The organism is Deltaproteobacteria bacterium, assembly GCA_030654105.1.
Taxonomy (GTDB): Bacteria; Desulfobacterota; SM23-61; order SM23-61; family SM23-61; genus JAHJQK01.
The window spans coordinates 1-23,165 of sequence record JAURYC010000008.1; the positions used below are offsets into that span (position 1 = coordinate 1).

The following is a 23,165-nucleotide window of genomic DNA, read 5'->3' on the forward strand; positions in this document are numbered from 1 at the left end:
GGACCATATTATTTTTGTATTGAATGGCCGCATCGTCAAGGCTCTGGAATACGATTCCATCGAGCTCAAGGAAGGCGACGACATCCGGTGGATCCATCCCTTCTTTGGGGGTTGATCCAGGTTAGAAAATCGGTTTTCCCGTGATTGTCTGAAATAAATCAACCGTTTATTTCTGTTCCTTCTCTAAAGCCGATACAATTTCTTCTATGGATTGCACCAGAATACGAAATGGCTCCACAGCACTGCGCAAGGTTTGCTCAGAGCGCTTGCGCTCGGTGACGTCGGTGACAAAATGGATAATGGCTGGCTTTCCTTCCCACTCCACCAAACCAACTTTGTTTTCCAACCACTTCATCCGGCCATCTTTGTGGATAAATCTGGAAACATATATGGTGGGCGGAGTTTCACCGCTTGCCCAGCGAGCATACTTTTCCATGACTCTTGTCAGATCTTCGGAATGTAAAAGTTCAGGCAGTGTTTTGGCGAGAAGCTCTTCCGGGGAATAACCAAGGATTTTTGCACATTTGGGGTTGGCAAAAGTTATTTTTTCTTTAACCGAAACCCAAATTCCCACCGGGGCAAGATCCAATCCCGAGCGATATTTTTGCTCGGAGGCCCTGAGCGTTTCTGCTTCCCGTTTCCTTTCGAGGAAGTGCTGGGCGTTGCTAATGGCCCCGGCAATTTGATTTCCAACCTTCTCCGCAAGCCTTAGATCGACTTGGGTATAGGCATCTGGCTTGGTGGAAAGAAAGTTTAGAATTCCAATTACCTGATCTTTTGCAATCAGAGGTACGAAGAGCAAAGATTGAAACCCCGCCTCGAAATAAGTGAGCAAGTCGGGGAACCGCCCTATGGCTTCTCCCTGGTTTTCTTTCTGAATGAGCAGGCTCGCCCGAGTCCTCATGACTTCTTCTGCGCTCGTGCCAGATAAGGGTAAAACATCCCCTGTCCGGCGATTGGCCATATCAAGCCCCGTTACGTAGGTAATATTGAGGGTGTTGTCTTCAGGGTTAAGGATCGTAGTGGCAATCCGGTCGAAGGGAATGATCTTCCCCACTTCGGAAGCAAATTCAGCAAAGCGCTCATACACCTCTTTCAGATTCATCGCGGAGCCTGCAATATTGCCGATCTCGGTTGCGATGGTATTTTCTCGCACCAGGCGATTCGCCTCCTCTTCCCTCCTCCGCAATTCCTCTTCTAATTTCTTGTGAATGTCGATTTCCCTTTGAAGCCGTTCGTTGACTGTCTGTAATTCGGCCGTACGCTCGTTTATCCGTGCTTCAAGAGTGCGTAATTTCTCTACGGCCATCCCCCGCTCCGCTTCCAGCCGCTGGCGTTCAGCACCTTCCTGTTGCAGCTGTTCCTTGACTGCTTGCCATTCTGCTGTGCGTACTTTCACTTGCCCCTCGAGGGCACGCAATTTTTCTCCGGCCTCCCGAAATTCTTCTTCCAAGCGTTGCCGCTCGGAAATGACCCGTTGGAGTTGTTCATTGACCGTTCGGAGTCCAGCGGTACGTTCAGAAAGTTGTTCTTCCATGTGGGCGCGGGATTTTTTGAATTCTTCTTCTGCCTTCCGGAATTCTTCCTCTATCCGCTTTCGTTCGCTAATTTCTTTCTGGAATTGTCCGTTGACCGATTGTAATGCGGCTGTCCCCTCGAATATTTGTTTTTCGAGGTTGGCCCGGGTTTCCTTGAACTCCCCCTCCAGTCGCCGCAGCTCCTCTTCCACCCTCCTGCGCTCGTTGCTTTCCTGTTGTTGTCTTTCCTGAATTCTTTGTAGCTCCGCTTTATATTCGCTGATTTGTTCTGCCAGGTGAGCCCGATCTTTTCTTAATTCTTCTTCCTTCTGTTTTTGTTCCGTAATATCCCAGAAAATACCCAAAACACCGGAGATATTTCCTTTTTCATCCCGGACAGGGGTTTTCACCATATGCACGATTCTTTCTTGCCCATTTTGGATATAACGACATTCGATGTCCTCCGGCTTCCCTTTTTCCATAATTCTTTTATCGTCGGCAATGTATTTTTCAGCCAGCTCTCTGGGGAAAAAATCATAATCGGTCTTGCCAACGATCTGATCCGCCTCAATTTTTAAATCCTGGGCGTAATTTTGGTTACAGGAAACATAAACGGAATTCTTATCCTTAATGAATAATTTTTGAGGAATATTCTCGGCTAAAGTTTTGTATTTGCTCTCGCTGGATTGGAGTGCTACTAACGCCATCTGCCTTTGGGCCTCAGATGCCTTTAATTCAATAATTTGGTGGCGCATCTCTACCAAATCATTTATGGTTTTTTCAATCGTTATGAGTTTTTCCAGCGTCTTATTTTCGCCTTGCATCTGAAACCTCCAATAAATATTTATCCATCCCCATCTTCATTCCTTCAAGTTTAATGTTGTACGCAAAACCCAGACCGCTATCAATAGAATAAATTAAAATTTAACCCCTTAGCAAAAAACAAAATTTTTTAAAGTTAGAGAAAACCAAAAAATTAATAAGTTTTATTATTTTAATAAGTTTAGAAAATCTTTAATTTCTCTATCGTCAGAAACTGGAAAAACCTTAAAAATTTTTTTAATCCAATCCCCATGCAAGGGCTTCTTCCATTTCTCCACGTACTTTTTCTACTTGTTCCAATTTTCTTTCTTTTTCCAAGGCCTTCCAAGCTCTACTCCCCCCAATCCTTCCCAATGCCCAAGCTACGTGGCCCCTGACTATGGGTTCAGGATCTTTAAGAGCGGTTATCAACAGAGGAACCGAATCTGGATCTCCTTGATTGCCCAGGGCCACGGCCGCATTCCTTTGCCAAAGCCTCCGGTTCTCTTTGCGGATATAATAAAGCAATGGCCAGACGTTTCGTTCATAGTGTTCCTGAGACATGGTAAGAAGAGTGGTGATTTGCAAATGCTCGGCTCTCTCAACAAGAGCCTGGTTCATGGTTTTGGCCTTCCCCAGCCATTTTTTATTTCGGGGGCAAACTTCCTGGCATAGGTCACACCCATAAACCCAGGTTCCCATCTTGGCCCTTAAATCGCGGGGAATTTCTCCATCATTAAAATAGGAATGGAAGGCAATGCATTTTCGGGGGTCCATCTTTAGGGGAGCATACAGGGCACCCGTAGGGCAAGCTTCAATGCACTGCTGGCAATTTTCCGGACAGGCAACTTGCAGGGTGGGTAGATCAGGGTCGAGTTCCCGATCCACCAGGTAAGGTTCATTTACCACCCAAGAACTTTGGCCAGCGGCCTCGTTAGCAAAAGCAAAACAATTTTTCCCGTAATTCGTCACCCCAGCCCTAGCTCCGGCCATCCTTGCTGGAGCCGGACCGTACAAAACCTTCATGCCCAATCCCTGGAGAAATTTTCTAAATTCTTTTCTCCGCTGGCTATGGAAGGATTTTTCCGGACAAAAAAGTCCTTTCAGGTAGCAGCGGCCAATCTTTCCCGCTAAGGAAGGCGGGAAATCCTCTTCAAAATAACTGTCGGTTACCACGATGAGGGACTTGACCTCCTGAAGAAACCGGGCCGGATCGACAAAGCGCGTGAGGTCCAGGTCCCTGACCGAAGTCTTCTGGCTGAGTGTTTTACCCCATTCATACATCTGCAGACGGTTATTCAACTCTTCAGCGTAAAGGGCAAAGGGTTCTGGCGTGGTCACACCCACTCCCACGAACCCCAGATCCAGAGCCTTTTCCTTGATGGTTCGCGTTAGGGACATTTTAAGTCTCCAGAATCCAGGAGACAAAAGTCAGAATTCAGAATGGAAAAACAGATTTTGCTTTTCTTCTGAATTCTGTCTCCTGACCCCGCTTGTAGCGGGGCTGTATTCTGTTTTTATGGTTTGAGCACGTAACGTTGCTGGGGCTTGGGTACATACCACTTATGCATATTATAGTCAATCCCCGCCGGGGCTGGCTTAATGCCTTGGAAACGAGCACTGATAATGGGCAGGGCATACGGAACGAAAAGAAAGGTGTAAGGTTGGTCTTCGGCCAGAATTTCTTGGATCCGATCGTAACAAGCTTTACGCACTTTGGAGTCGAAGGTGTACCGGCCTTTCTCCAACAAGGCATCTACCTCTTGGTTCTGGTAAGAGATGAAGTTCAATTCCTTCTCTCCCACCTTGCTGGAATGCCAAATGTCATAGATATCCGGGTCCTGCCCTAACGTCCACCCCAAGATAACCGCTTCAAAATTTTTCTTGTCTATGAAGTCATTGATGAATGCCGCCCATTCCACCGTGCGGATTTTCACTTTGATCCCGATCATCCCTAAACGCCTCTGAATAATCTCAGCACATTTGGCCCTTAATTCATTGCCCTGATTGGTCAGTATAGTGAACTCAAAAGGTTTTCCATCTCGCTTTAACAGGCCATTTTTCCCTGAATCTTTCCAGCCGGCGTCCGCGAGCAATTTCTTGGCTTTTTCTACATCGTATGGATATTTCCGTACCTTAGGATTATACCATTGCGTATCGGGCTTATACGGACCCGTGGCGGTCAACCCCAACCCGAGAAGAACCCCGGCGATGATTTCTTCCTTATCGATGGCGTAGGTAATGGCTTGCCGTACGCGCCGATCCTGGAACTTCCAGTCTTTTAGGTTGTAACCCAAATAGGTGTAAGCGAAAGCCAGGAACTTATACTGGCGGAAATCCCGGCGCATCTGGTAAGTATCGGTTTGGCGCTTATACTGCAAGGGCGTGAGGCCCATATAGTCGAGACCACCCGCCTTTAATTCCAAAAACATAGTAGCCGGGTCGGGGATGATCCGGTAGATAAACCCGTCAATGTAAGGGTGGCCTTCAAAGTAATTGGGATTGGCCTGGAGGACGATCTTCTCACCGGTCTTCCATTCCTTAAAAAGGTACGGACCCATTCCGATGGGTTTGCGGCTGAATGGCGTAGTATTGATGTCCTTTCCCTCCAGCAGATGCCGGGGCAGAACAACCAGGGACCCCCAACTGGATAACCCCGGGGCAAAGGGTCGTTTATAGGTAACTCGGAAGGTGTAGTGATCGACGACCTGGGCCTCTTTAACTTCCTTAAAATCCCCGGCGTAGGCTGTGCGCGTATTCGGGTTGATAATGGTCCTAAAGCCGAACAGCACATCATCGGCCGTGAATTCTATCCCGTCCTGCCACTTCACCCCCTGGCGCAATTTAAAGGTAATGGTCAACCCGTCCTTGGAGACTTCCCAGGATTCAGCCAGGTCACCTACCAGGTTCAGGTCTTGGTCGTATTTCACCAGGCCGTTGAAGATCAATCCGGAGATACCATGAGAGGCAGAGTCCGAGGCCAGCATGGGGATGAGGTTACTGGCGTCGCCGATGGACCCCTGGATCAGGAGGTCCCCATAGGCCGGGTGCCCTGAATCGGCAAGGCCCTGCTCGCCCCCCGGGTGCAAAGGTCTCTCTTCCGACTTGTCGCACCCCACGGAAAGCACAGTGGATAAAAGGAAAAGGGATATACCAATGAGGAGAGCCCATTTTGAATGGCCGATTTTTCTCCCTCCCCATCTCTCCATTTCCTTATCCCCCCCTTCCTATTCTTTAAAAACGGTAACGCAACCCTGCCTCATTTTCAAGTTAAAAAACCTTGAAAAAAAAGAAATTATTTGATAGAAAAAGAGAATCATTCTATTAACCCAAAGCGGAGCTTCCCTTGCTGGAAGAGATTCCCAGAAAAATTAAGATCATCGTCAACCCCAAAGCCGGCGGGGGGAAAGGGCGAAAAATGTTTCCTTTGCTCCGCCAAAAGCTATTGGATCGAAAAATCTCCTTTCATCTTCAGTTCTCGGAGAGCGCTGAACATATAACCCACTTAGCCCGCCAGGCCCAGGGGGAAGGTTACAATTTGATCATATCTTGCGGAGGCGATGGCACGGCTCACCATGCCCTTCAGGCCATGGTCGGGAGCCGAGGGGTCATGGGCTTTATTCCCCTGGGAACAGGAAACGATTTCCCGGGAAACCTGGGCATCGGGGAAAATCTGGATTTTGCTTGCGACCTCCTTCTAAAAGGCAAGGTTCGCAAGATGGACGTGATCCAGGTCAATTCCGGGCCTTATATGGCCGGAGTGGGTGGCGTGGGTTTTGACTCCGAAGTGAAGGCTATCGCCAACAAACTCAGCCGTTTCTTAAGCGGAAAAGCTGCCTACGTCCTCCCGGTGCTTTTAAAGACCATTACCTATCGGCCCAAAGAAATATCCCTGCGCCTGGATAATGAAAATCTACAAGGTCCGATATTAATGGTGGCCTTCGGGAATATTAAAAGTTACGGCAAGGGCATGCAAATTACTCCCCTCGCCGAACCAGACGATGGACTTTTGGACGTCTGTTGGATTGATCCGGTCAAAACATTCCGTCTCTATCGCTTTTTTCCCACTGTCTTTGCCGGGGAACACATAGCCATGCCCGAAGTCCATTATTACCGCTCTTCGATCGCCCGGGTGGAATCTTTGGTTCCGCTGGACCTGTATGGAGACGGCGAATTGCTCGGCCAGACGCCTTTTACCCTGCGCGTCCTTCCCCAGGCTCTGCGAGTACTTGTCCCATGAATTCCTTCCGTCCTACCTACACTGTTTCTCAGTTGACGCTGGAGATTAAAACGCTCTTAGAGCACAATTTTGAGTACCTTTGGCTGGAAGGAGAAATTTCTAATCTTCGTCTTCCCAGCTCGGGTCATCTTTACTTTACTTTGAAAGACGAGTTCTCCCAGATTCGGGGGGTGATGTTTAAGTTACAAAACCGGATTCTAAAATTCGATCCAGTCGACGGTTTACAGGTATTATGTTACGGGCGACTTTCGGTCTATGAGCCCCGGGGTGAATATCAAATTATCGTGGATTACATGGAACCCAAGGGCCGGGGAGCACTACAGTTGGCCTTCGAGCAATTGAAGGAGAAACTATCTAACGAAGGCCTCTTCGACCCAGGGCATAAAAAGCCCTTGCCCCATCTCCCCCGGAAAATTGGCATCGTAACCTCTCCCACGGGCGCGGCGATTCGGGACATTCTCCAGATCATCGATCGTCGCTTTGCTAACGTGGCCATCCTGCTCTATCCTGTTCGAGTGCAGGGTCCAGGAGCTGCTCAAGAGATTGCCCAAGCCATCACCGAACTCAGCCAGTGGCCGCAAATCGATGTCATCATCGTTGGGCGGGGGGGAGGTTCCTTAGAAGACCTGTGGGCCTTCAACGAGGAGGTCGTCGCTCGGGCCATCTTCCATTCCCGGGTTCCCATCATATCGGCCGTTGGCCATGAAATTGATTTTACGCTTGCTGATTTTGTTGCCGACCTGCGCGCTCCAACCCCTTCAGCAGCGGCTGAGCTCGTGGTCCGGAATAAAGTTGAAATCGTCCAATCTCTGGAAAATTTAAGGGGTCGCCTGGCCCATGCCGGTCGGGTCTTTGCGGAGTCAAAACGGGAACGGCTCCAATCCCTTCTTCACCGTTTGGCTGACCCGAGAAAAAAACTTGCTGATCAACGGCTGCGTCTGGATGACTTTTTCTTCCGGCTCGCCAGCACCATCCACCGGAATCTATCCCAAAAAAACGATCTGCGCAGGCTGAAGGTGGAGACCCTCCTTCTCCTCCATCCGGGACGGCGGGTCGTAGAATATTCTCACCGCCTTAGTCAATTATTCCGGCAGCTGACCATGGCCCAACAGGTTGCCATGCGCCTGTTTCGCCAGAAGACGCAGGGATGGGTGGGAAAGCTTCAGACCTTGAGTCCCCTGGCGATTTTGGCAAGAGGGTATAGTATTGCTTCGCTCCTTCCCTCCCATGAGATCATCCGCCAGGCCTCGAGTGTAAAGGTAAATGATCAAGTGGAAGTAAAAGTTCATCGAGGAGAATTCATCGCCAGGGTGGAAGAAGTGAAAGAAAAGCAGGAAGACGAACAACCATCCACAAAGACGAACAACCATCCTTGACGCTTGGGTCGAGAGGTGTATAATAATTGCAGTAAAAGGGTTCCAGTATTTTGGGGGGAGAAGTGGCGGAACAGAAATTCGAGGATGCTTTCCAGAAATTAGAAGCGATTGTCAAGAAACTCGAGGAGGGGAATCTCAGCCTGGAAGAGTCCCTTAAAGCTTTCGAGGAAGGTGTACGCCTATCCCGCTTTTGTTCCAAAAAGTTGGATGAGGCCGAGAAGAAGGTGGAAATTCTTCTGAAAGACAGTAACGGACGCCTCGTTCCTAAACCCTTCTCCTTGGATGCAGAAGAGGATTGATTTGAACCTGCAGAAATACATCCAGCGCCGGCGGCGGATGATCGATAGAGCTTTGGAGCGTTGGGTTCCCGGCGAGCATGAGTTTCCCCCTCAGATCCACCAAGCCATGCGCTACAGCCTCTTTGCCGGAGGAAAACGGATCCGTCCCATCCTGACGTTAGCTGCGGCCGAGGCTGTTGGCGGGCGGGCGGCGGATGCGCTTCCTTTAGCCTGCTCCCTGGAGCTCATCCACACCTACTCCTTGATCCATGATGACCTCCCGGCCATGGATAACGACGACCTACGCCGGGGGAAACCCACCAGCCACAAAATTTTTGGAGAGGCTTTGGCCATTCTAACCGGGGATGCACTGCTGAGCGAGGCCTTTCATCTTATGTCCCGGCCTGACCTGATGAAGAAAGTTTCTTCTCATCGACGTTTACGGGCGATAAGCCAAGTTGCCCGGGCAGTCGGCTCGCTGGGAATGGTTGGCGGGCAGGCCATGGATATTATTTCCCAGGGAAAAGGGATGGAAAAGCACCTCCTGGAATACATCCACAGCCACAAGACCGGTGCTCTGATTGCTGCTGCCATGAGTGCCGGGGCCATCGTTGGCGGGGCTTCAACCCGAGAATACAGGGCTTTGAACGGTTACGGAGAAAAACTTGGGTTAGCGTTTCAGATCATCGATGATCTCCTCGATGTTCACGGAGAGGTACGGAAGCTCGGCAAGGCCGTCCGCAAGGATCAAATTCAAAAAAAGGCTACCTACCCAACATTCTTCGGAGTCAGCGATTCTCGCCGCCAGGCTGATTGCTTGGTGCAAGAAGCCCTCGCCTACCTAAAACCCCTCAACTGGCGCGCCAACCCTTTACGAGAAATCGCCCAATTCATCTTAACGAGATCGAACTAAATGGGACGCTTGTTGCAATTGATCGATAGCCCAGCGGACCTACGTAAAATGCGTATAGCGGACCTTCCTCTGCTTGCCCAGGAAATTCGGGAGGAAATCATCAGCACGGTTTCCAAAATTGGCGGGCATTTGGCTTCCAGCCTGGGGGTGGTCGAGTTGACCCTGGCCCTTCATTATGTTTTCGATACTCCGCAGGATCGCCTGATTTGGGACGTTGGCCATCAAACTTACGCCCACAAGCTTATTACGGGCCGGCGGGAAACCTTTTCTACCTTGCGCCAGTGCGGGGGAATTAGTGGGTTTCCCCGCCGGGAAGAAAGCCATTATGACGCTTTCGGAACAGGGCACTCGGGTACCTCCATCTCGGCGGCTCTGGGAATGGCCCAGGCCCGTTGTTTGCGGGGAGAAGGCCATAAGGTGATCGCTGTTATCGGCGATGGGTCCATGACCGCTGGCTTAGCCTTCGAGGGTTTAAACCAAGCTGGAGCCATGGATAAGGATTTAATCGTTATCCTCAACGATAACGAACTGTCTATTTCGCCCAACGTCGGTGCTCTCTCCTCCTACCTGAACCGCTTGATGACGGGTCAATTCGCTACTCGTTTCCGGGACGAGATTAAAGGCTTCCTCAAACATCTTCCCGGAATTGGCGATCCAGCTCTGAAATGGGCGAAATACGCCGAAGAATCCCTCAAGGGATTCTTCCTTCCGGGATTACTTTTTGAGGAACTCGGCTTTAAGTACGTTGGCCCTTTGCCCGGCCACAAGATCGAGGCACTGATTGAAAACTTTCGCAACATCAAGAAACTTCATGGCCCTATCCTTGTCCATGTCCTCACGACCAAAGGGAAGGGATATCCTCCGGCAGAAAAAGACCCTGTAACTTTCCATGGGGTCGGACCTTTCCAGGCTGAATCAGGAGAGATCATCCAGCCCAAACCAGGATCTCTTTCCTATACCCAAGTCTTTGGGCAAACTATGGTAAAGCTGGCCAGGGAGAATCCCCGATTGGTCGGCATAACGGCCGCTATGCCCCAGGGAACGGGTCTGGATGCCTTTGCAGCGGAATTTCCCGAACGGTTTTACGATGTGGGCATTGCCGAGCAACACGGGATTACCTTTGCCGCGGGTTTGGCGGCCGAAGGGTTCATCCCGGTGGTGGCCATTTATTCAACTTTCCTGCAGCGGGCCTACGACCAAATCCTGCACGACGTCTGCTTGCAGAAGCTTCCCGTGGTCCTGGCCATGGACCGTGGCGGCATTGTCGGTTCCGATGGACCGACGCATCACGGTCTTTTTGACTTTTCTTTTCTGCGCCATATTCCGCATCTCATCGTCATGGCCCCCAAGGATGAAAATGAGCTCCAGCATATGCTCAAAACAGCTGTCAATTGCGGCCATCCAGTCTCCTTGCGTTATCCCCGGGGAAACGGCTGGGGGGGTTACTTGGATCCAGAAATGAAAGAATTGCCTATCGGCAAGGCGGAAGTGCTGGAGCAGGGGAAAGATGTTGTCATCCTGGCCGTCGGTTCTACCGTTCGGCCTGCTTTGGAGGCGGCTTCTCAGCTTCACAACCACGGCATGGAAGCCACGGTGGTCAATGGCCGATTCATCAAGCCCCTGGATGGAGAATTAATCTGTTCCCTGGCTGCGGAGTCCAAGCGGATGATTACGGTCGAAGAGAATGCGCTCCAAGGAGGATTCGGCAGCGCCGTCCTGGAGCTCTTGGAAGAAAGAGGTCTCGTTGGGGTTCAAGTCAAACGCTTGGGCATCCCAGACATCTTCGTAGAACATGGAACCCAGGAGGCCCTGCGGCATAAATACTGCCTCGATGCTGAAGGGATTTACCGGGCCGTAGAAGCGTTCTTTTAACCTTTGGAGAGTTTTGACCAATTCAAATCTCCGACTTATATATATTCCCAATGATCCCCTGCAAATTTACAGGACGGCGGCCTCCCTGGCAGCGCGGGCGAGGGGGATGGCAAAGTCATCCGGAGTAAGCATGGGGGTTTGAACTTTTTTGCCCTGTAGCACTTCTTGTACGATGCGGAAAATTTTTCCTTCATCTTGAGCCTCCACCCCCTGGAGGTTTCTCTCAATTTCTTCCAGCACCATGCTTGGCTGGATAAAAAAATCTCCGCAGAGCATTACCTGATGAATTTTATTATCGGGGTCAACCGATACATGGGCGATAATCAACTTGCGGGCTTTGTGCCGAAACTTCCCTTGCTTATATTCCGGCGGAAGCCCTGCAAATTTCTGCTCACTGGATCTTCTGTATATCCATTCTTTCGAGGTATAGAAAGGCTTAAGTTCCTCGAAGACATTTCTCTCTTCCGGTGTAATTTCCCCTTTGGTCACTCGGACCTTCAAGACGCGCTCCACGTTATGGCGTACGGCCTCGCGAAATTCTTCCCACGAAGGCATGCGCCCGGTTAATTTCTCTACGCTGGTTACGTAATCACCGATTTGGGTAACGGGTTTGTCGGCAAATTTTTCCGGTGGGATCTTCAAAACTTTTAAAGCCATGTCCACCCGCGGGGTTCCGATGTTCATAAAGCTTCCCAGGTACAGGGTGTTATGAACCAGAGCCGTTCCCAGCCCGGAAATTTTCGTCTGCCCGATTTGGACATCCCCGATGTGCCGGTACCAGGCTTCCGCGGCTCCCAAGCTTCGCAGCGTGCCGGTGACCACTTCCCCTTGCCAAACCTTGGCCGCTTCTTCCAGGTTTTCGAACCATTCGCGATCCAAGAGGGCGACTGCGAAGCGGGTCTGGTCATCATAAAAAAGACACCCCCCTCCGCCCACCCTGCGGGCCATGTCCACTCCCAAGTTCTGGCACTCCTGAATATCCAATTCTTCATCGATATCCTGAAACTCTCCCATTTGGACGCAGGGTCTCTGCACCAGGAAGACTAAAATCGTGTTTTGGGCTTTCTCACCATGCCGATTCCTGACCTCGATGATCGCCCGCCGCAAAGGCTCATGCTCAGCCAGGTTGTTTTAGGTCACTTCCAGCAGGCGCAATTCATCCATATTCAACCCTTTACCGGTTCATCAGGCTCGGAAGCCAGAGAGCGATTTGGGGAAAAATGATGACGATCACCAGTCCAATCCCTTGAAGGATCACAAAAGGTACGATGGATCGATAGATATCCGTCATGGTTACGCCGGGAGGGGCAATGGCCTTCATGTAAAAAAGGTTAAACCCAAAGGGAGGGGTCAGGTAGCCCATCTCCATGTTCATGATAAAGAGAACACCGAACCACAGAGGGTCGAAGCCGAGGGCCTTGATGACCGGTACAAAAACCGGGGTGCAGATCATGATGATCCCCGCCGGGTCCAGGATGCATCCCAGGATAAAAAAGACAATTTGCATGGTGAACAGGATGGCATAGCGCCCTCCGGGGATGGATAATAATAAGTGCTCCATCAATTCGTGGGCCCCCGTACCCGTGTAAACCGAGGTGAAGCAGTACGCCCCGATGAGAATCCAGATGATCATGGCCGTGAGGCTGGCCGTCCGGAAGCAGGACTCTTTGAACATCTGCCAGTTCAGCTTGCGGTAAACTGCCGCCGAGATGATCGCACCGAGGCAACCCAAAGCTGCTGCCTCGGTAGCCGTGCAGACCCCCGCGTAAATGGACCCCAAGACCATCAGGATGATCATGATGGGCAGAACCACCGCCCTCAGGGAGGTGAATTTCTCTTCCCATGTGGCCCTCTCCTCCTTTGGAAGAGCAGGACCGAGAGCGGGCTGCAAGAAACAGCGGATGCCAATGTAAAGGATGAATATCAGGGTAAGGAGAAGGCCTGGGAGAATACCTCCGGCGAACAATCCGCCGATCGATTCCCCGGTTAGGGTGGCATAGATAATCATGGGCACGCTGGGGGGAATGAGGATCCCCAGCGCTCCTCCACCGCAAATGCATCCCATGGCCATAATTTTATCGTATTTGCGTTTGAGCATTGCCGGAAGGGCAATGAGGCCCATGGATACGGTCGCCGTGGCGCTGACACCGGACATGGCTGCGAAAATGGCGCAAATCAGCACCGTGCCCATGGCCAACCCTCCTCGCACAGGCCCCATCCAGCGGTGCATCATGGCGTAAAGATCATCGGCCACTCCGGCCCGCTCCAGAATCATGGCCATGAAAATGAAAAGGGGGATGGCCAGGAGAGAAAATTTACCCATCGCGCCGTAGGTCTGGGCGGCGGCGACAAAGAGACCTTTGGGGCCCCAGAGGAAATAGCAGCCCACTACGCCCACTCCGCCCAGGACGAAAGCCAGCGGAAGCCCCAGGGCGAGGAAGAGAATGAGGGAGCCGAAGAGGAGGAGGGTAATGACCTCGATACTCATGCCTCTTCCTCCTTTCCCGTAATAGCTAAAGTGAGATCCCTGATGAATTTGGCCAGACCCTGCAGCAGGATTAGGAGCGCCCCTAGGGGGATCATCATTTTGATGGGGTAGACTGGAGGCGCAAAAACTGTGGGCTCGGTTTCCAGGACCTTGAAGGAGTCCCAGGCCATTCCCCCACCCTTCCAAAGAAGCAAGCCGCAGAAGTAAAAGAAAAGTAACCAGGTGAACAGATCAATGATCGCCCTTGTCCGGGGCCGGAAGCGCCCGTAGAGGATTTCGACGTTCACATGTCCCCCCCGCCGGAGGACGTACGCCCCCAGCAGGATCACATAGGCACCGTATATCATCTGGGCAATCTCGTGGGCCCAGATGGTCGGGCTATTGAACAAGTAGCGGGCAAAGATCTCGAAGAGGATGACAACAACCAGGAAAATAATTAAAAAACTTATCGCTTTCCCCGATTGTTCGCTGATCCGGTCGATGGTTTTGAGGAATCCTTTCATCGCTCCCAAAGCCTCCTTGGAATCAGTGGGGGAGACTTTCCCCACCGGTGCCTGAACTCAATCGAGGTAATCCAGCTTACGGAGGAAATCTTTCAGCATGCCGACGGCCTTAGCCGCGCCGGGATCTTTGGCCGCCACCGTATCCCACTGTTTCACGGCTACTTTCATCATTTTTTTCTGGTCTTCGGGGGGGAGGGTGGAGACAGTAACCTTGAAATTCTTCTTCATGGTTTCCAGGGCGTTTATCTCGTCCATGATGTATTCATGGGTCCGGTGCCAGACGCGCTCCTTGAGGGCTAAATCGAGGGTCACCTGCAAGTCTTTCGGCAGAGCATTGAAGGCATCTTTATTGATGATGATAACATCTGTGCCGGACATGGCCAAGTTAGGCTGGATGTAGTATTTAGCTACCTCGCAGAATTTCATCGTCAGCGCCCCACCGGCCGCTCCCCAGTGAGCCCCCTCGACCACTCCTGTTTGCAGGGCTAAATAAAGCTCCTCTCCGGGTATTAAGCTAGGTGCCGCGCCCAATTCTTTCAACATGGTTGCGATAGCTCCGGATGAACGGATTTTGTACCCTTTAAAATCCTCAATTTTCCGGATGGGCTTTTTCCCGATCATTGCCGTGGGGTAAATCTTCTCCGTGTAATAGAGGATGTTATGTTTGGCATGAGCCTCCTTCAGCATATCTTCAAAACCGAGAACATAATGAAAATATAACCCTTCCCATGGTTCCCGGAAGGTCATCGGGCAATTTCCTGACACCGCCGCCAGAGGAATGATGGTCATCCAGTAGGCTGGACTTCCCGTTCCGCCATCCACGGTACCTTGCCGGCAAGAATCGAATAGCTCTTTGGTAGGGACAAGGGCAGCCGCGGGATAGAGAGTAATTTGCAACCGCCCATCGGTGAGTTTGGTCAGTTTCTGGTCGAAGAAATCTTTTAGGGGTTTAAAGGAAGCGCTACCCGCTGGCCAGTGAGACTGGAACCTCCATTTAATCACCTTTCCGGTTGCCGGTTGCTGGGCGAATGCAGCCGTTGCGACGAAGATTGTTAAAAACCCGATTAGAATTAGGCTAATTAATCTTTTTTGCATTTCACACCTCCGATTTTTCCAGCCATGTCGATGCCTGGTTTGTTTTATTATCGCTTGCCGCTGCATTAAGTCATAAATTTGATTCTTTGTCAAGAATGGCACTTCTTTCTGTGGCAATTCTTTCTCTTTTCTGGCGCGAGGCTTCATAAATCACCAGTCCCGCGGCCATGGCTACATTCAAGGAGTCGACGCCTGGAGCCATAGGGATGGTGAACAATCCATCGGCCTCTTCCAGCAAATTTTGAGACAATCCTGCACCTTCCTGACCGAAAAGGACGGCAGTCGGCTGAGAGAAATCAATCTCCCAAAAGGATCGCCCCCCTTGAACCGTTGTGGCCCAAAGTCGATAGCCTTGGGAACGCAATTTTTTCAGGCAATCCTCCATTTCTTGATCTTGCAGAAAAGGTACCCGAAAAAGGCTACCCATGGAGGCTCGCACTACCTTGGGGTTGTAAGGGTCAATCATGTCCTGGCTTAAAATCACGCCGGCAGCCGCACCGGCTTCTGCCACCCGGAAAATCGTCCCCAGGTTCCCCGGGTCTTGGAGCCCGGATAAAAGGAGAATGATTCCATCCCTCTTGTAGATTTCTTCCCAGCTTCTTTCCTTCATCTCCAAGACGGCTAAAATTCCCTGATGGCTTTGGGTATCGCAGATCCTTTCCATCACTTCATCGCTGACGTAGAGCCACTCTGCATCTTGGATTTTTTTTCGGGCGGCAGAGAGTAATGCGGCTCCCCGCGCTTTATCTTCCAGCCGGGGGCTGTAGACTATCTTGCGGAACTGCCCAGGGTGTTGTAAGGCCTCTTCCACCAAGCGCATCCCTTCGATGAAGTATTCTCCGCGAGCATGACGGTGTTGGGCCTGCTTGAGCAGACAAATCTCTTTAACCTTGGGGTTTCCTTTTGAAGTGATCATCTTCCTAATGCGGAGTTCGGAATGGTGAATGCGGAATGAACTTGGCAATGGAAATTCCGCATTCCGCACTCGGCATTCCGCATTTAGCAAGGAGTTTACTCTTCCAACAATTCTACATTCCAGTAAGAAGCATCCACCATGAAATCCAAGAAGGGAACCCATTCTTTGCGCATGACTTCTTGAAGGGATACGTTGAGAGGCGGCGTCCAAGCGGGTCTCCTGGGCTGCGAGATCAGCTTCATCCGGGCTTGTTCCGGGGTCTTTCCGCCCTTCTTCCGGTTGCATTGATGACAGCTGCAGACCACGTTCCCCCAGATAGATGTTCCACCCTGGGAGCGCGGGATGATATGATCGAGGTTGAGATCGAGGCGGGGGAATTTTTTTCCGCAATACTGACAGGTGTTTTTATCCCGGGCAAAAATATTGTAGCGGCTGAACCGGACGCGGCGTTTGGGGACCCGATCGTAAGCGATGAGCAGAATCACCCGGGGGACCTTGATGACTCGATCCACCAGCCCGATGGTTTCATCATTCCGCTCGATGCTTAGCTGATGCCAGCTCTCGTAGTCGAAGGTTTCGTACCGAGAATTTACGGCTTTGGCGATACCGGCATAAAGCAGACAGAAGGCGCGGCGAACCGTGGTTATCTGCACGGGTAAAAAAGATTTATTCAAGACTAAAACATTGGAATGGATCATCTCCAACCTCTACCAAGGGCTCGAGGGTTCAAGGGTTCATTTGACCCCTTGAACCCTGTCTTATTTCCGTTCACCCCTTTGGCCTCTGGAACCCTTCACTGCAGAGCTTGACGCAAATTTTCGAGTAGTTCTTTCTCCTCACTTTCGGCCACAGTCCGCAAGTCCAGCAGAATTTCTCCTTCTTGTACCCGAGCGATCACTGGCGGGTCGCTTTTTCTCAATCTTTCCTCCATACTCGCCACGGATGTTTTCAAGGGGCGCAGGGCGATGACCCGAGTAGGTAGCCCCTGCAAGGGAAGGGCTCCTCCTCCTACGGGAGAAATTTCTTCTCTTATCTTCACCTGACAGAAGGAAGCAAGGTCTCTGGTCAATTGGCGCTGGAGGCGCTTGACCCGGCGTTCCAGCTTTTCTACCGGGCAGGTAATCATGTTGAGCACCGGAATTCTTTCAACGGCCTGAGCCTGGTTCCAATATACCCGGAGAGTGGCTTCAAGGCCGGCCAGAGTGAGTTTATCGATCCTTAACGCCCGGCTTAAAGGATTCTTTTTTATGAGATCGAGGTATTTCTTTTGCCCCAGAATAATACCCGCTTGCGGTCCACCCAACAATTTATCGCCGCTGAAGGTGATCACATCCACCCCTGCCTCTAATGCCTCTTGGACCGTAGGCTCCTTGGCTATCCCGTATGGAGACAGATCCACGAAGCACCCGCTTCCCAGATCTTCCAGCACAGGCAACCCTTTTGCCTGGCCCAAAGCAACTAAATCCTTTAAAGAAACTTCGGCTGTAAAACCCAGGATCCGGAAGTTGCTGGTATGCACCTTGAGTAATAAAGCTGTCCTTTCGTTGATGGCCCGTTCATAATCCTCAAGGTGGGTGCGGTTGGTGGTTCCTACTTCTACCAGGTGAGCTCCGCTTTTTTTCATTACATCCGGAATGCGGAAGGAACCTCCAATCTCCACCAGCTGGCCCCGGGAAACAATAACTTCTTTCCCTTCGGCCAGGCTGTTCAGAGCTAAAAAAACAGCGCCGGCGTTATTATTAACCACCAGGGCGGATTTTGCACCCGTAATCTGGCGGAGGATTTTTTCCACGTGTTCATACCGTGAACCGCGCTCGCCCGAGGTCAGGTCGAATTCCAGGTTGGAGTACCCGCCGGCAATTTCCCCGATGTACTGTAGGACTTCCGGAGCAAGCGGAGCCCTACCGAGGTTGGTATGCAGAACCACACCCGTGGCATTGATCACGCGCCGCAGGGAAGGACGGGCGGTCTTCGTTACTTCCTCCTCCACGGCAGCGAGCAATTCCTCCAAGGCAATCCCTACGGAGGCGGCCTCTTGCAGGTTGGCGCTGTTTAAAATGGCTTGGCGCTTCTGCTCCATAATTCTACGGATGGACCCGACAACCAATTCCTTGGAAAAAATTTTTAAATGAGATTGAATTTGGGAATGGCGGAGAAGTTCATCGACCGCGGGAAGGGCTCTTAGGTAGGGTTGTTTATCTTCAGGCTCCATACCTCTTTTTTCACCATGCGGCCATCAGGACCGGAACAATTTCCTGAGGGTCGGTAACTTTACGGATGTTGGAACGCATGGCCATATCAGCAACCGCTAATTTGGCTACTTCTTCCAGACTCTCTTCTCCCGGAAGACCCTGGCTCCCCGGCCGACCACCTGGAGAGAGGAGTCTGGAATGGCTTCGGGGAATAGCGCGGCACATCGTCCTCCCAGAGTGGGGAAGAGGGAATTCACCATGGCGCTGTCTTTCAGGGTCACATCGGTAACTACCAGGGCTTTGCGAATCCCCAGACCGTCCATTTCTTTAACCGTTTCCTTAAGGACTCCTTCACCGAAGACGATCTTGGTGGGAATGTGAAAGTTGAAAATGAAACGGTCTTTGTAGCTCATGGTTATTCTTCCCTATTGGGTTCCAGAATCTCCACCAGTTCGATAAGATCCTTATTGATCGTTAAGAAAGATTTGGGGGAGGCGAAATCTTTTGATTCCACATCCGTGATGCTGAGAAATTTCCTCTCATCGTTCAAGACATCCGAAAACCGCTTGCGATCTGCTGGCAGATAAACGAAGCCGGTGTATGAGGAATCAACTGTTTTCACCCAAACCCTTACCTTGCGGAATTTTTCCTTCACTTTCCTTTTTTTCTTTTGCATTTCCCCCTCCCTCCCCGGAAAATGCTATCCTGAGATGTTAAGCTATTTCATGATAAATAAATGGATCAGGACTGTCAAGAGATCTCTTGCCTGAAGGTTATGCCTGGGGCGATTTTAATAGTTGCATTGTCCGGCCAATATTTCTCTGGTAGAATACAAATTAACAACTTGAAGTGACTGAGGTGAGCTAAAGTGACTAAAGTTATTCAGAAAAATGCCTGGGTGGAATTGCAGGTGGAAATTCACCCTTCTATTGCGGAAATTGTTGCCAATTTCTTGATCGAGCAGGGCTCACCTGGAGTAATCCAGGAGAATGTTTCGGGGTCGTCGCTTAGAAAGAAAGAACGGATCATTGGCTATTACATCAATGATCGTTCCTTTGGGGGGAAACGAAAAATAATTCAGGCCTATATTTTTTCCATTTGTAAATCCCAACGAAAGTCCTTCTTTCTGCGATCCAGAATCATCCAGGAAGAGAAGTGGGCGGAAGCCTGGAAATCGAATTTCAAGCCCCTGCCTATCTCCCCGCGCATTGTGGTTAAACCGCCGTGGGAGAACTATCCCCCCAAAAAAGGACAAATCATTATCGAGATCGATCCGGGCATGGCCTTCGGCACCGGCACCCACCCCAGTACGCAAATGTGTCTGCAAACTTTGGATAAAGTGATTCCATCTTTTCCCGACCAGCCTTCCCTCTTGGATGTGGGGACCGGATCAGGAATTTTGGCGATCGCGGCCCGGAAACTGGGGGCAAAGCGGGTTGTGGCCATTGACCTCGACCCGGTGGCTGTGGACTCAGCCCGAAAGAACGCGGCTGTGAACAAGATCAAAAATGAAATCGACTTTCGCGTTGGCTCCTTGGATGGCGTGAGCCTTGGTTTTGACATCGTTGTGGCCAACCTCTTACCCCAGGAACTCTTGAGCGTAGCGTCTTCTCTTGCCGAAAAAATCTCCCCGGGAGGAGTTGCCATCGTATCCGGGTTCCTGCAAAAACAAAAAAAAGAAGTGGCTGAGGCTTTTGCCGGCTATAATTTGAAAGTCCAGCTCACGAAAAATTCCCAAGGCTGGGCTTGTTTCGTGTTGGGTCATAAAGAAGAGGAAAAATGAAACCGCGCCGTTTCAAAGTTAACAAGGAAGGTATCCACGGCCTGGAAGCTTTCATTGACGATCGGGGCGAAATTAGGCATATCCGCCAAGTCCTGCGGCTAAAAGTTAGCGATGCGGTTGTTCTTTTTGACGGGGAAGGGCAAGAATATCCAGCGGTTATCTCTAATCTTGCTTCTGATAAAATATCTTTTAAACTTTTTCCAGGAACATCCCTCTATTCCGCCGAATCACCTTTGAAAATCATTTTGGGTGTGGGTCTGCTGAAGGCTGCCAAGTTCGATTGGCTTATCCAAAAAACTACAGAATTGGGAGTCGCCGAGATCATTCCCTTTTCTTCCGAGCATGTCGTTCCCCAATGGGAAGGAGAAAAAAACCATTCGAGGAAATTGCGCTGGGAGAAGATTGTTTCCGAGTCTACCAAGCAATGCCGGCGGGCAATGGTTCCTCGAATCCATTTTCCCTGCTCCTTCACAGAAGCCCTGAATAAGGAATTTGAGAAAACCATTAAAATTTTTCTCTGGGAAAGAGAAAAAACGGGGACGCTCGAGGATGCCTTTAGGGAACCGGCATCCTCGATCTATGTTCTGGTTGGTCCGGAGGGAGGGTTTTCTGAGCAAGAATCCCTTCGGGCCCAACAAGCCGGTTTCCGGCCGATTCGCCTCGGGCCAAGGGTCTTACGCGCAGAAACCGCTGGAGTCGCCATTGTCTGCTTGCTCCAATTTCTCCTGGGAGATCTGAACTGAGGATAAATTTTTTCTTGCCTCTACTTCATTCCCCTTTTATAATTTGGCTAAATCCCTTGGATAGGAATAAAAATAATGAAGTGTAAACGTTGCCATGTTCAAGTTCCAGATGATGCGGACCATTGCCCCAAGTGCGGGCAGGATCTGGCTTCTTTGCGCCAGTTGTTGAAGATCTCTTACGAAGAAGAACTGGCTCACCTCGAAGATCAAGGTATTCAACCCCCCAAGGTGGACCCACTCCCTGCCCCAGCCCAAAAAGACAGCCCGGCGATCAATGATGGCCCACGAATCATTTTAGATTCCCGTGGGGTTGATTACGGCACCGATTACGGCCCTGGATTTTCCCTCACGGATCCGCTCTCCGCTGAAGAGCGTTCGGAGAAAGAGGAAAAAACTGCCGGCTGGGACCGCGCCCTGGGGGGAGGATTTTGGCTCCGGTTCATGGCTTTTACCGTTGATCATCTAATCCTTTGCCTCATGTTTGTTATCTTTATCGTATGCGGGTTACTCGCCGTTGAATTGTCACCCGGAAGAGGTCCAGAAATTTCCTATGGGAATTTGCTTCGCCTCATTCTCCCTGCCCTCGTTCCTTTGGGCCTAATGCTGGCCCTGGCCTATTTTTCTTTTTTCCATGGAGCCTGGGGTCAGACCATTGGCAAAATGATCTTTGGCCTTCGGGTAGTCCAGGTCAACGGTCAACCGTTAACTTTTTCCCGGGCCCTGGCTCGGGCAATCGCCTATGCCTTTTCAGCGGTACCCATCTTTCTCGGCTTTTTTTGGGTAGGATTCACCTCCAGCAAACGCTCTTGGCATGATAGGATTACCGGCACCATGGTGGTGCGGGAGCGATAAGCAAAAAGAAGAGTTCAAGGGATCAAGGGGCCAAGAAGATAAGTGCAAATCAGGTGAAAATATCGCGGAAAAAATTCGAACGAAAAAATACTTGACTAAATGGGGGGGGGCATTATAATGAAAACCTTGGGATTGGAAATAGGCCATCCTTTATTATAGATTTTATCGTGACGCCGAGATAGCTCAGCCGGTAGAGCAGCGGACTGAAAATCCGCGTGTCCCCAGTTCGATTCTGGGTCTCGGCACCAAAATGAAAGAGGGCTACAGAAATCCGTAGCCCTCTTTCATTACTGGCAACGCAAAACCTTTAGCCTTAAGATAGAAACCCAATTACTTCACTTCACTCTAAAACTACCAGCGGGAAAATCTGCTCTTCACTTTCCTTCAACCGATTCTCTTTTTTAAAATTTCTTCCAGCTGCCGCTGGACGTAAAGCGGAAACCTGGCGGCATATTTTTTCAGCGGACACCTTTCCCCTGCACATAAAATATACTTCGTCTAAAAAGGCCTTTTCAGGGTAAGCGATATTCAATCCGCTTTTCATCTCATATCCAAAAAAAAGTTGAGGGGAAATTTGTCTGAATTCCACCTCTTGATTTTGCAGGGTGTATTTCCGGGTCTTGCGGGTTGTGGCAAAAGATAGGGTATAAGGAATTAAATTTAAAATACCGTGCCTGGCCATAGCAGATTCAAAGGAAAGGTAATTAGGGATATAAAGTTGGGCCGCTAAATTTTCCAGTGATAGACTCCCCCCCATCGGAATATATATTCCTTGGGCGACCCTTTCGATCACCCCACTTTCTACCCACCTTTTCAAAGCTATATAGAGACTATTCCTGGAAAGGCCGGTGATCTTTTCCAAGTCGCCGATACTGTAAAAAGATTTATTCAAATTGCGCAATATTTTGAGTAATTCAATCCCTTTCATCGGGTTAACCTATCAATGGCTGGCCAAAAATTTTTGGGCAGATATTTTCGTAATTCCCGGATAACTTCTCCTTTTTTTAAGGGTGATGGGGGAGGGATAAAAGAAATCTTTAGTTTTTGTGATATATACCAGAGGTCAAAAAGATCTTTCGGTTTCGCCCGGCTTTTTAAACACGATAATTTATCTTTATAGATCTGCTCCAGCGTGCCTACTTGACCCAAGACTTGCAGGTTGGTTGCAGGAGAGCTGAGAAGGTGTAGCCTCCACTGGTAATTCGCGCGCTATTTGTTGGGCAATTGATTGTTCCATAATTCTTTACGATTATGTTAAGAAATTAAGAACCATCTTTCAAGGGTTTTTTTCGCTTGACAGGGGAATATAAAGATGTCCCATGTCTCAGTTTCAGCTTGGGAAAAAGGAAAGGGAAGCGGTTGAATGGGGATGAAATCAGGAAGCGGGAAATAGCATGTTCCATTTGGTCAATGCGTATACCAGAGCAGCCCAGTTTGAAGGATTACCAGCTGAGGCCAGTTATAGGCTTCAGAAGGTGGGTGGAGCGATATTGGGGATGGTGAAATAAAAAATCATGGTTCCACTTCGGGGAAGAATCTATAAACCTCTCCCTGGAGGTAGCATTATAAACCACAAAAGCCAGAAATTGAATTATT

At 50.2% G+C, this 23,165-nt stretch carries 21 protein-coding genes and 1 tRNA gene; 9 read left to right on the forward strand and 13 right to left on the reverse strand.

Going from position 1 to position 23,165, the window contains the following annotated elements:
* Positions 1-166: 166 nt before the first annotated feature.
* From Q7V48_00255 to Q7V48_00265, 3 genes are all read right to left on the reverse strand, one after another.
* Positions 167-2,341 carry a PAS domain S-box protein gene (locus Q7V48_00255; GenBank protein ID MDO9209176.1) on the reverse strand — a complete coding sequence of 725 codons (2,175 nt, stop codon included), beginning with the start codon at positions 2,339-2,341 and terminating at the stop codon, positions 167-169.
* Between the two features lie 235 nt (positions 2,342-2,576).
* Positions 2,577-3,719: a HEAT repeat domain-containing protein gene (locus Q7V48_00260; protein ID MDO9209177.1), complete on the reverse strand. Its 1,143-nt coding sequence runs from the start codon at positions 3,717-3,719 to the stop codon at positions 2,577-2,579.
* A gap of 116 nt (positions 3,720-3,835) precedes the next feature.
* Positions 3,836-5,527 (reverse strand): peptide-binding protein, encoded by a 1,692-nt coding sequence (locus tag Q7V48_00265; GenBank protein MDO9209178.1) that lies wholly within the window; start codon positions 5,525-5,527, stop codon positions 3,836-3,838.
* A gap of 137 nt (positions 5,528-5,664) precedes the next feature.
* Here Q7V48_00265 and Q7V48_00270 point away from each other — a divergent pair, with 137 nt between their 5' ends.
* The 5 genes from Q7V48_00270 to dxs all read left to right on the forward strand — a co-directional run bounded on the left by Q7V48_00270 (position 5,665) and on the right by dxs (position 10,997).
* The gene (locus Q7V48_00270; protein MDO9209179.1) at positions 5,665-6,558 is read left to right on the forward strand and encodes a diacylglycerol kinase family lipid kinase; all 894 of its coding nucleotides are present in this window, start codon (positions 5,665-5,667) and stop codon (positions 6,556-6,558) included.
* Positions 6,555-7,934, forward strand: coding sequence for an exodeoxyribonuclease VII large subunit (gene xseA, locus Q7V48_00275; GenBank protein MDO9209180.1), 1,380 nt, complete (start codon positions 6,555-6,557; stop codon positions 7,932-7,934). Before Q7V48_00270 ends, xseA begins: the two co-directional genes overlap by 4 nt.
* A gap of 62 nt (positions 7,935-7,996) precedes the next feature.
* Positions 7,997-8,233: an exodeoxyribonuclease VII small subunit gene (locus tag Q7V48_00280; protein MDO9209181.1), complete on the forward strand. Its 237-nt coding sequence runs from the start codon at positions 7,997-7,999 to the stop codon at positions 8,231-8,233.
* 1 nt (position 8,234) lies between these two features.
* Positions 8,235-9,125: a polyprenyl synthetase family protein gene (locus Q7V48_00285; protein MDO9209182.1), complete on the forward strand. Its 891-nt coding sequence runs from the start codon at positions 8,235-8,237 to the stop codon at positions 9,123-9,125.
* Positions 9,126-10,997 (forward strand): 1-deoxy-D-xylulose-5-phosphate synthase, encoded by a 1,872-nt coding sequence (gene dxs, locus Q7V48_00290; GenBank protein MDO9209183.1) that lies wholly within the window; start codon positions 9,126-9,128, stop codon positions 10,995-10,997. It abuts the gene before it with no gap.
* 66 nt (positions 10,998-11,063) lie between these two features.
* Here dxs and Q7V48_00295 read toward each other — a convergent pair whose 3' ends face one another.
* The 9 genes from Q7V48_00295 to Q7V48_00335 form a co-directional block, all read right to left on the reverse strand.
* Complete coding sequence (locus tag Q7V48_00295; protein ID MDO9209184.1) at positions 11,064-12,104, reverse strand: hypothetical protein; 1,041 nt, start codon at positions 12,102-12,104, stop codon at positions 11,064-11,066.
* A gap of 67 nt (positions 12,105-12,171) precedes the next feature.
* Positions 12,172-13,485 carry a TRAP transporter large permease subunit gene (locus tag Q7V48_00300; GenBank protein ID MDO9209185.1) on the reverse strand — a complete coding sequence of 438 codons (1,314 nt, stop codon included), beginning with the start codon at positions 13,483-13,485 and terminating at the stop codon, positions 12,172-12,174.
* Entirely contained in the window at positions 13,482-13,988 is a 507-nt protein-coding gene (locus Q7V48_00305) for a TRAP transporter small permease subunit (protein MDO9209186.1), read from the reverse strand. The genes Q7V48_00300 and Q7V48_00305 overlap by 4 nt, the downstream gene beginning before the upstream one ends.
* Positions 13,989-14,045: 57 nt before the next feature.
* Entirely contained in the window at positions 14,046-15,083 is a 1,038-nt protein-coding gene (gene dctP / locus Q7V48_00310) for a TRAP transporter substrate-binding protein DctP (protein MDO9209187.1), read from the reverse strand.
* Between the two features lie 70 nt (positions 15,084-15,153).
* The gene (locus tag Q7V48_00315; GenBank protein MDO9209188.1) at positions 15,154-15,999 is read right to left on the reverse strand and encodes an RNA methyltransferase; all 846 of its coding nucleotides are present in this window, start codon (positions 15,997-15,999) and stop codon (positions 15,154-15,156) included.
* 95 nt (positions 16,000-16,094) lie between these two features.
* Positions 16,095-16,697 carry an HNH endonuclease gene (locus Q7V48_00320; GenBank protein ID MDO9209189.1) on the reverse strand — a complete coding sequence of 201 codons (603 nt, stop codon included), beginning with the start codon at positions 16,695-16,697 and terminating at the stop codon, positions 16,095-16,097.
* Between the two features lie 95 nt (positions 16,698-16,792).
* Entirely contained in the window at positions 16,793-18,211 is a 1,419-nt protein-coding gene (gene selA / locus Q7V48_00325; GenBank protein MDO9209190.1) for an L-seryl-tRNA(Sec) selenium transferase, read from the reverse strand.
* A 105-nt stretch (positions 18,212-18,316) separates the two neighbouring features.
* Positions 18,317-18,604, reverse strand: a complete 288-nt coding sequence (locus tag Q7V48_00330) for an iron-containing alcohol dehydrogenase (GenBank protein ID MDO9209191.1) — start codon at positions 18,602-18,604, stop codon at positions 18,317-18,319.
* Positions 18,605-18,606: 2 nt separating this feature from the next.
* Positions 18,607-18,867 (reverse strand): hypothetical protein, encoded by a 261-nt coding sequence (locus Q7V48_00335; GenBank protein ID MDO9209192.1) that lies wholly within the window; start codon positions 18,865-18,867, stop codon positions 18,607-18,609.
* A 192-nt stretch (positions 18,868-19,059) separates the two neighbouring features.
* On the opposite strand from Q7V48_00335, the gene prmA reads away from it, so the two are divergent.
* The 4 genes from prmA (at position 19,060) to Q7V48_00355 (ending at position 21,817) form a co-directional block, all read left to right on the forward strand.
* On the forward strand, positions 19,060-19,974 hold the full coding sequence (gene prmA / locus Q7V48_00340) for a 50S ribosomal protein L11 methyltransferase (GenBank protein MDO9209193.1): 915 nt from the start codon (positions 19,060-19,062) through the stop codon (positions 19,972-19,974).
* Entirely contained in the window at positions 19,971-20,717 is a 747-nt protein-coding gene (locus Q7V48_00345; GenBank protein ID MDO9209194.1) for a 16S rRNA (uracil(1498)-N(3))-methyltransferase, read from the forward strand. Before prmA ends, Q7V48_00345 begins: the two co-directional genes overlap by 4 nt.
* Before the next feature lie 75 nt (positions 20,718-20,792).
* Complete coding sequence (locus Q7V48_00350; protein ID MDO9209195.1) at positions 20,793-21,569, forward strand: RDD family protein; 777 nt, start codon at positions 20,793-20,795, stop codon at positions 21,567-21,569.
* Positions 21,570-21,741: 172 nt separating this feature from the next.
* A tRNA-Phe gene (locus tag Q7V48_00355) sits at positions 21,742-21,817 on the forward strand.
* 92 nt (positions 21,818-21,909) lie between these two features.
* On the opposite strand, the gene Q7V48_00360 is transcribed toward Q7V48_00355, so the two are convergent.
* A complete protein-coding gene (locus Q7V48_00360) occupies positions 21,910-22,497 on the reverse strand; it encodes a hypothetical protein (protein MDO9209196.1) in 588 nt (195 codons plus the stop codon).
* Between the last annotated feature and the right edge of the window lie 668 nt (positions 22,498-23,165).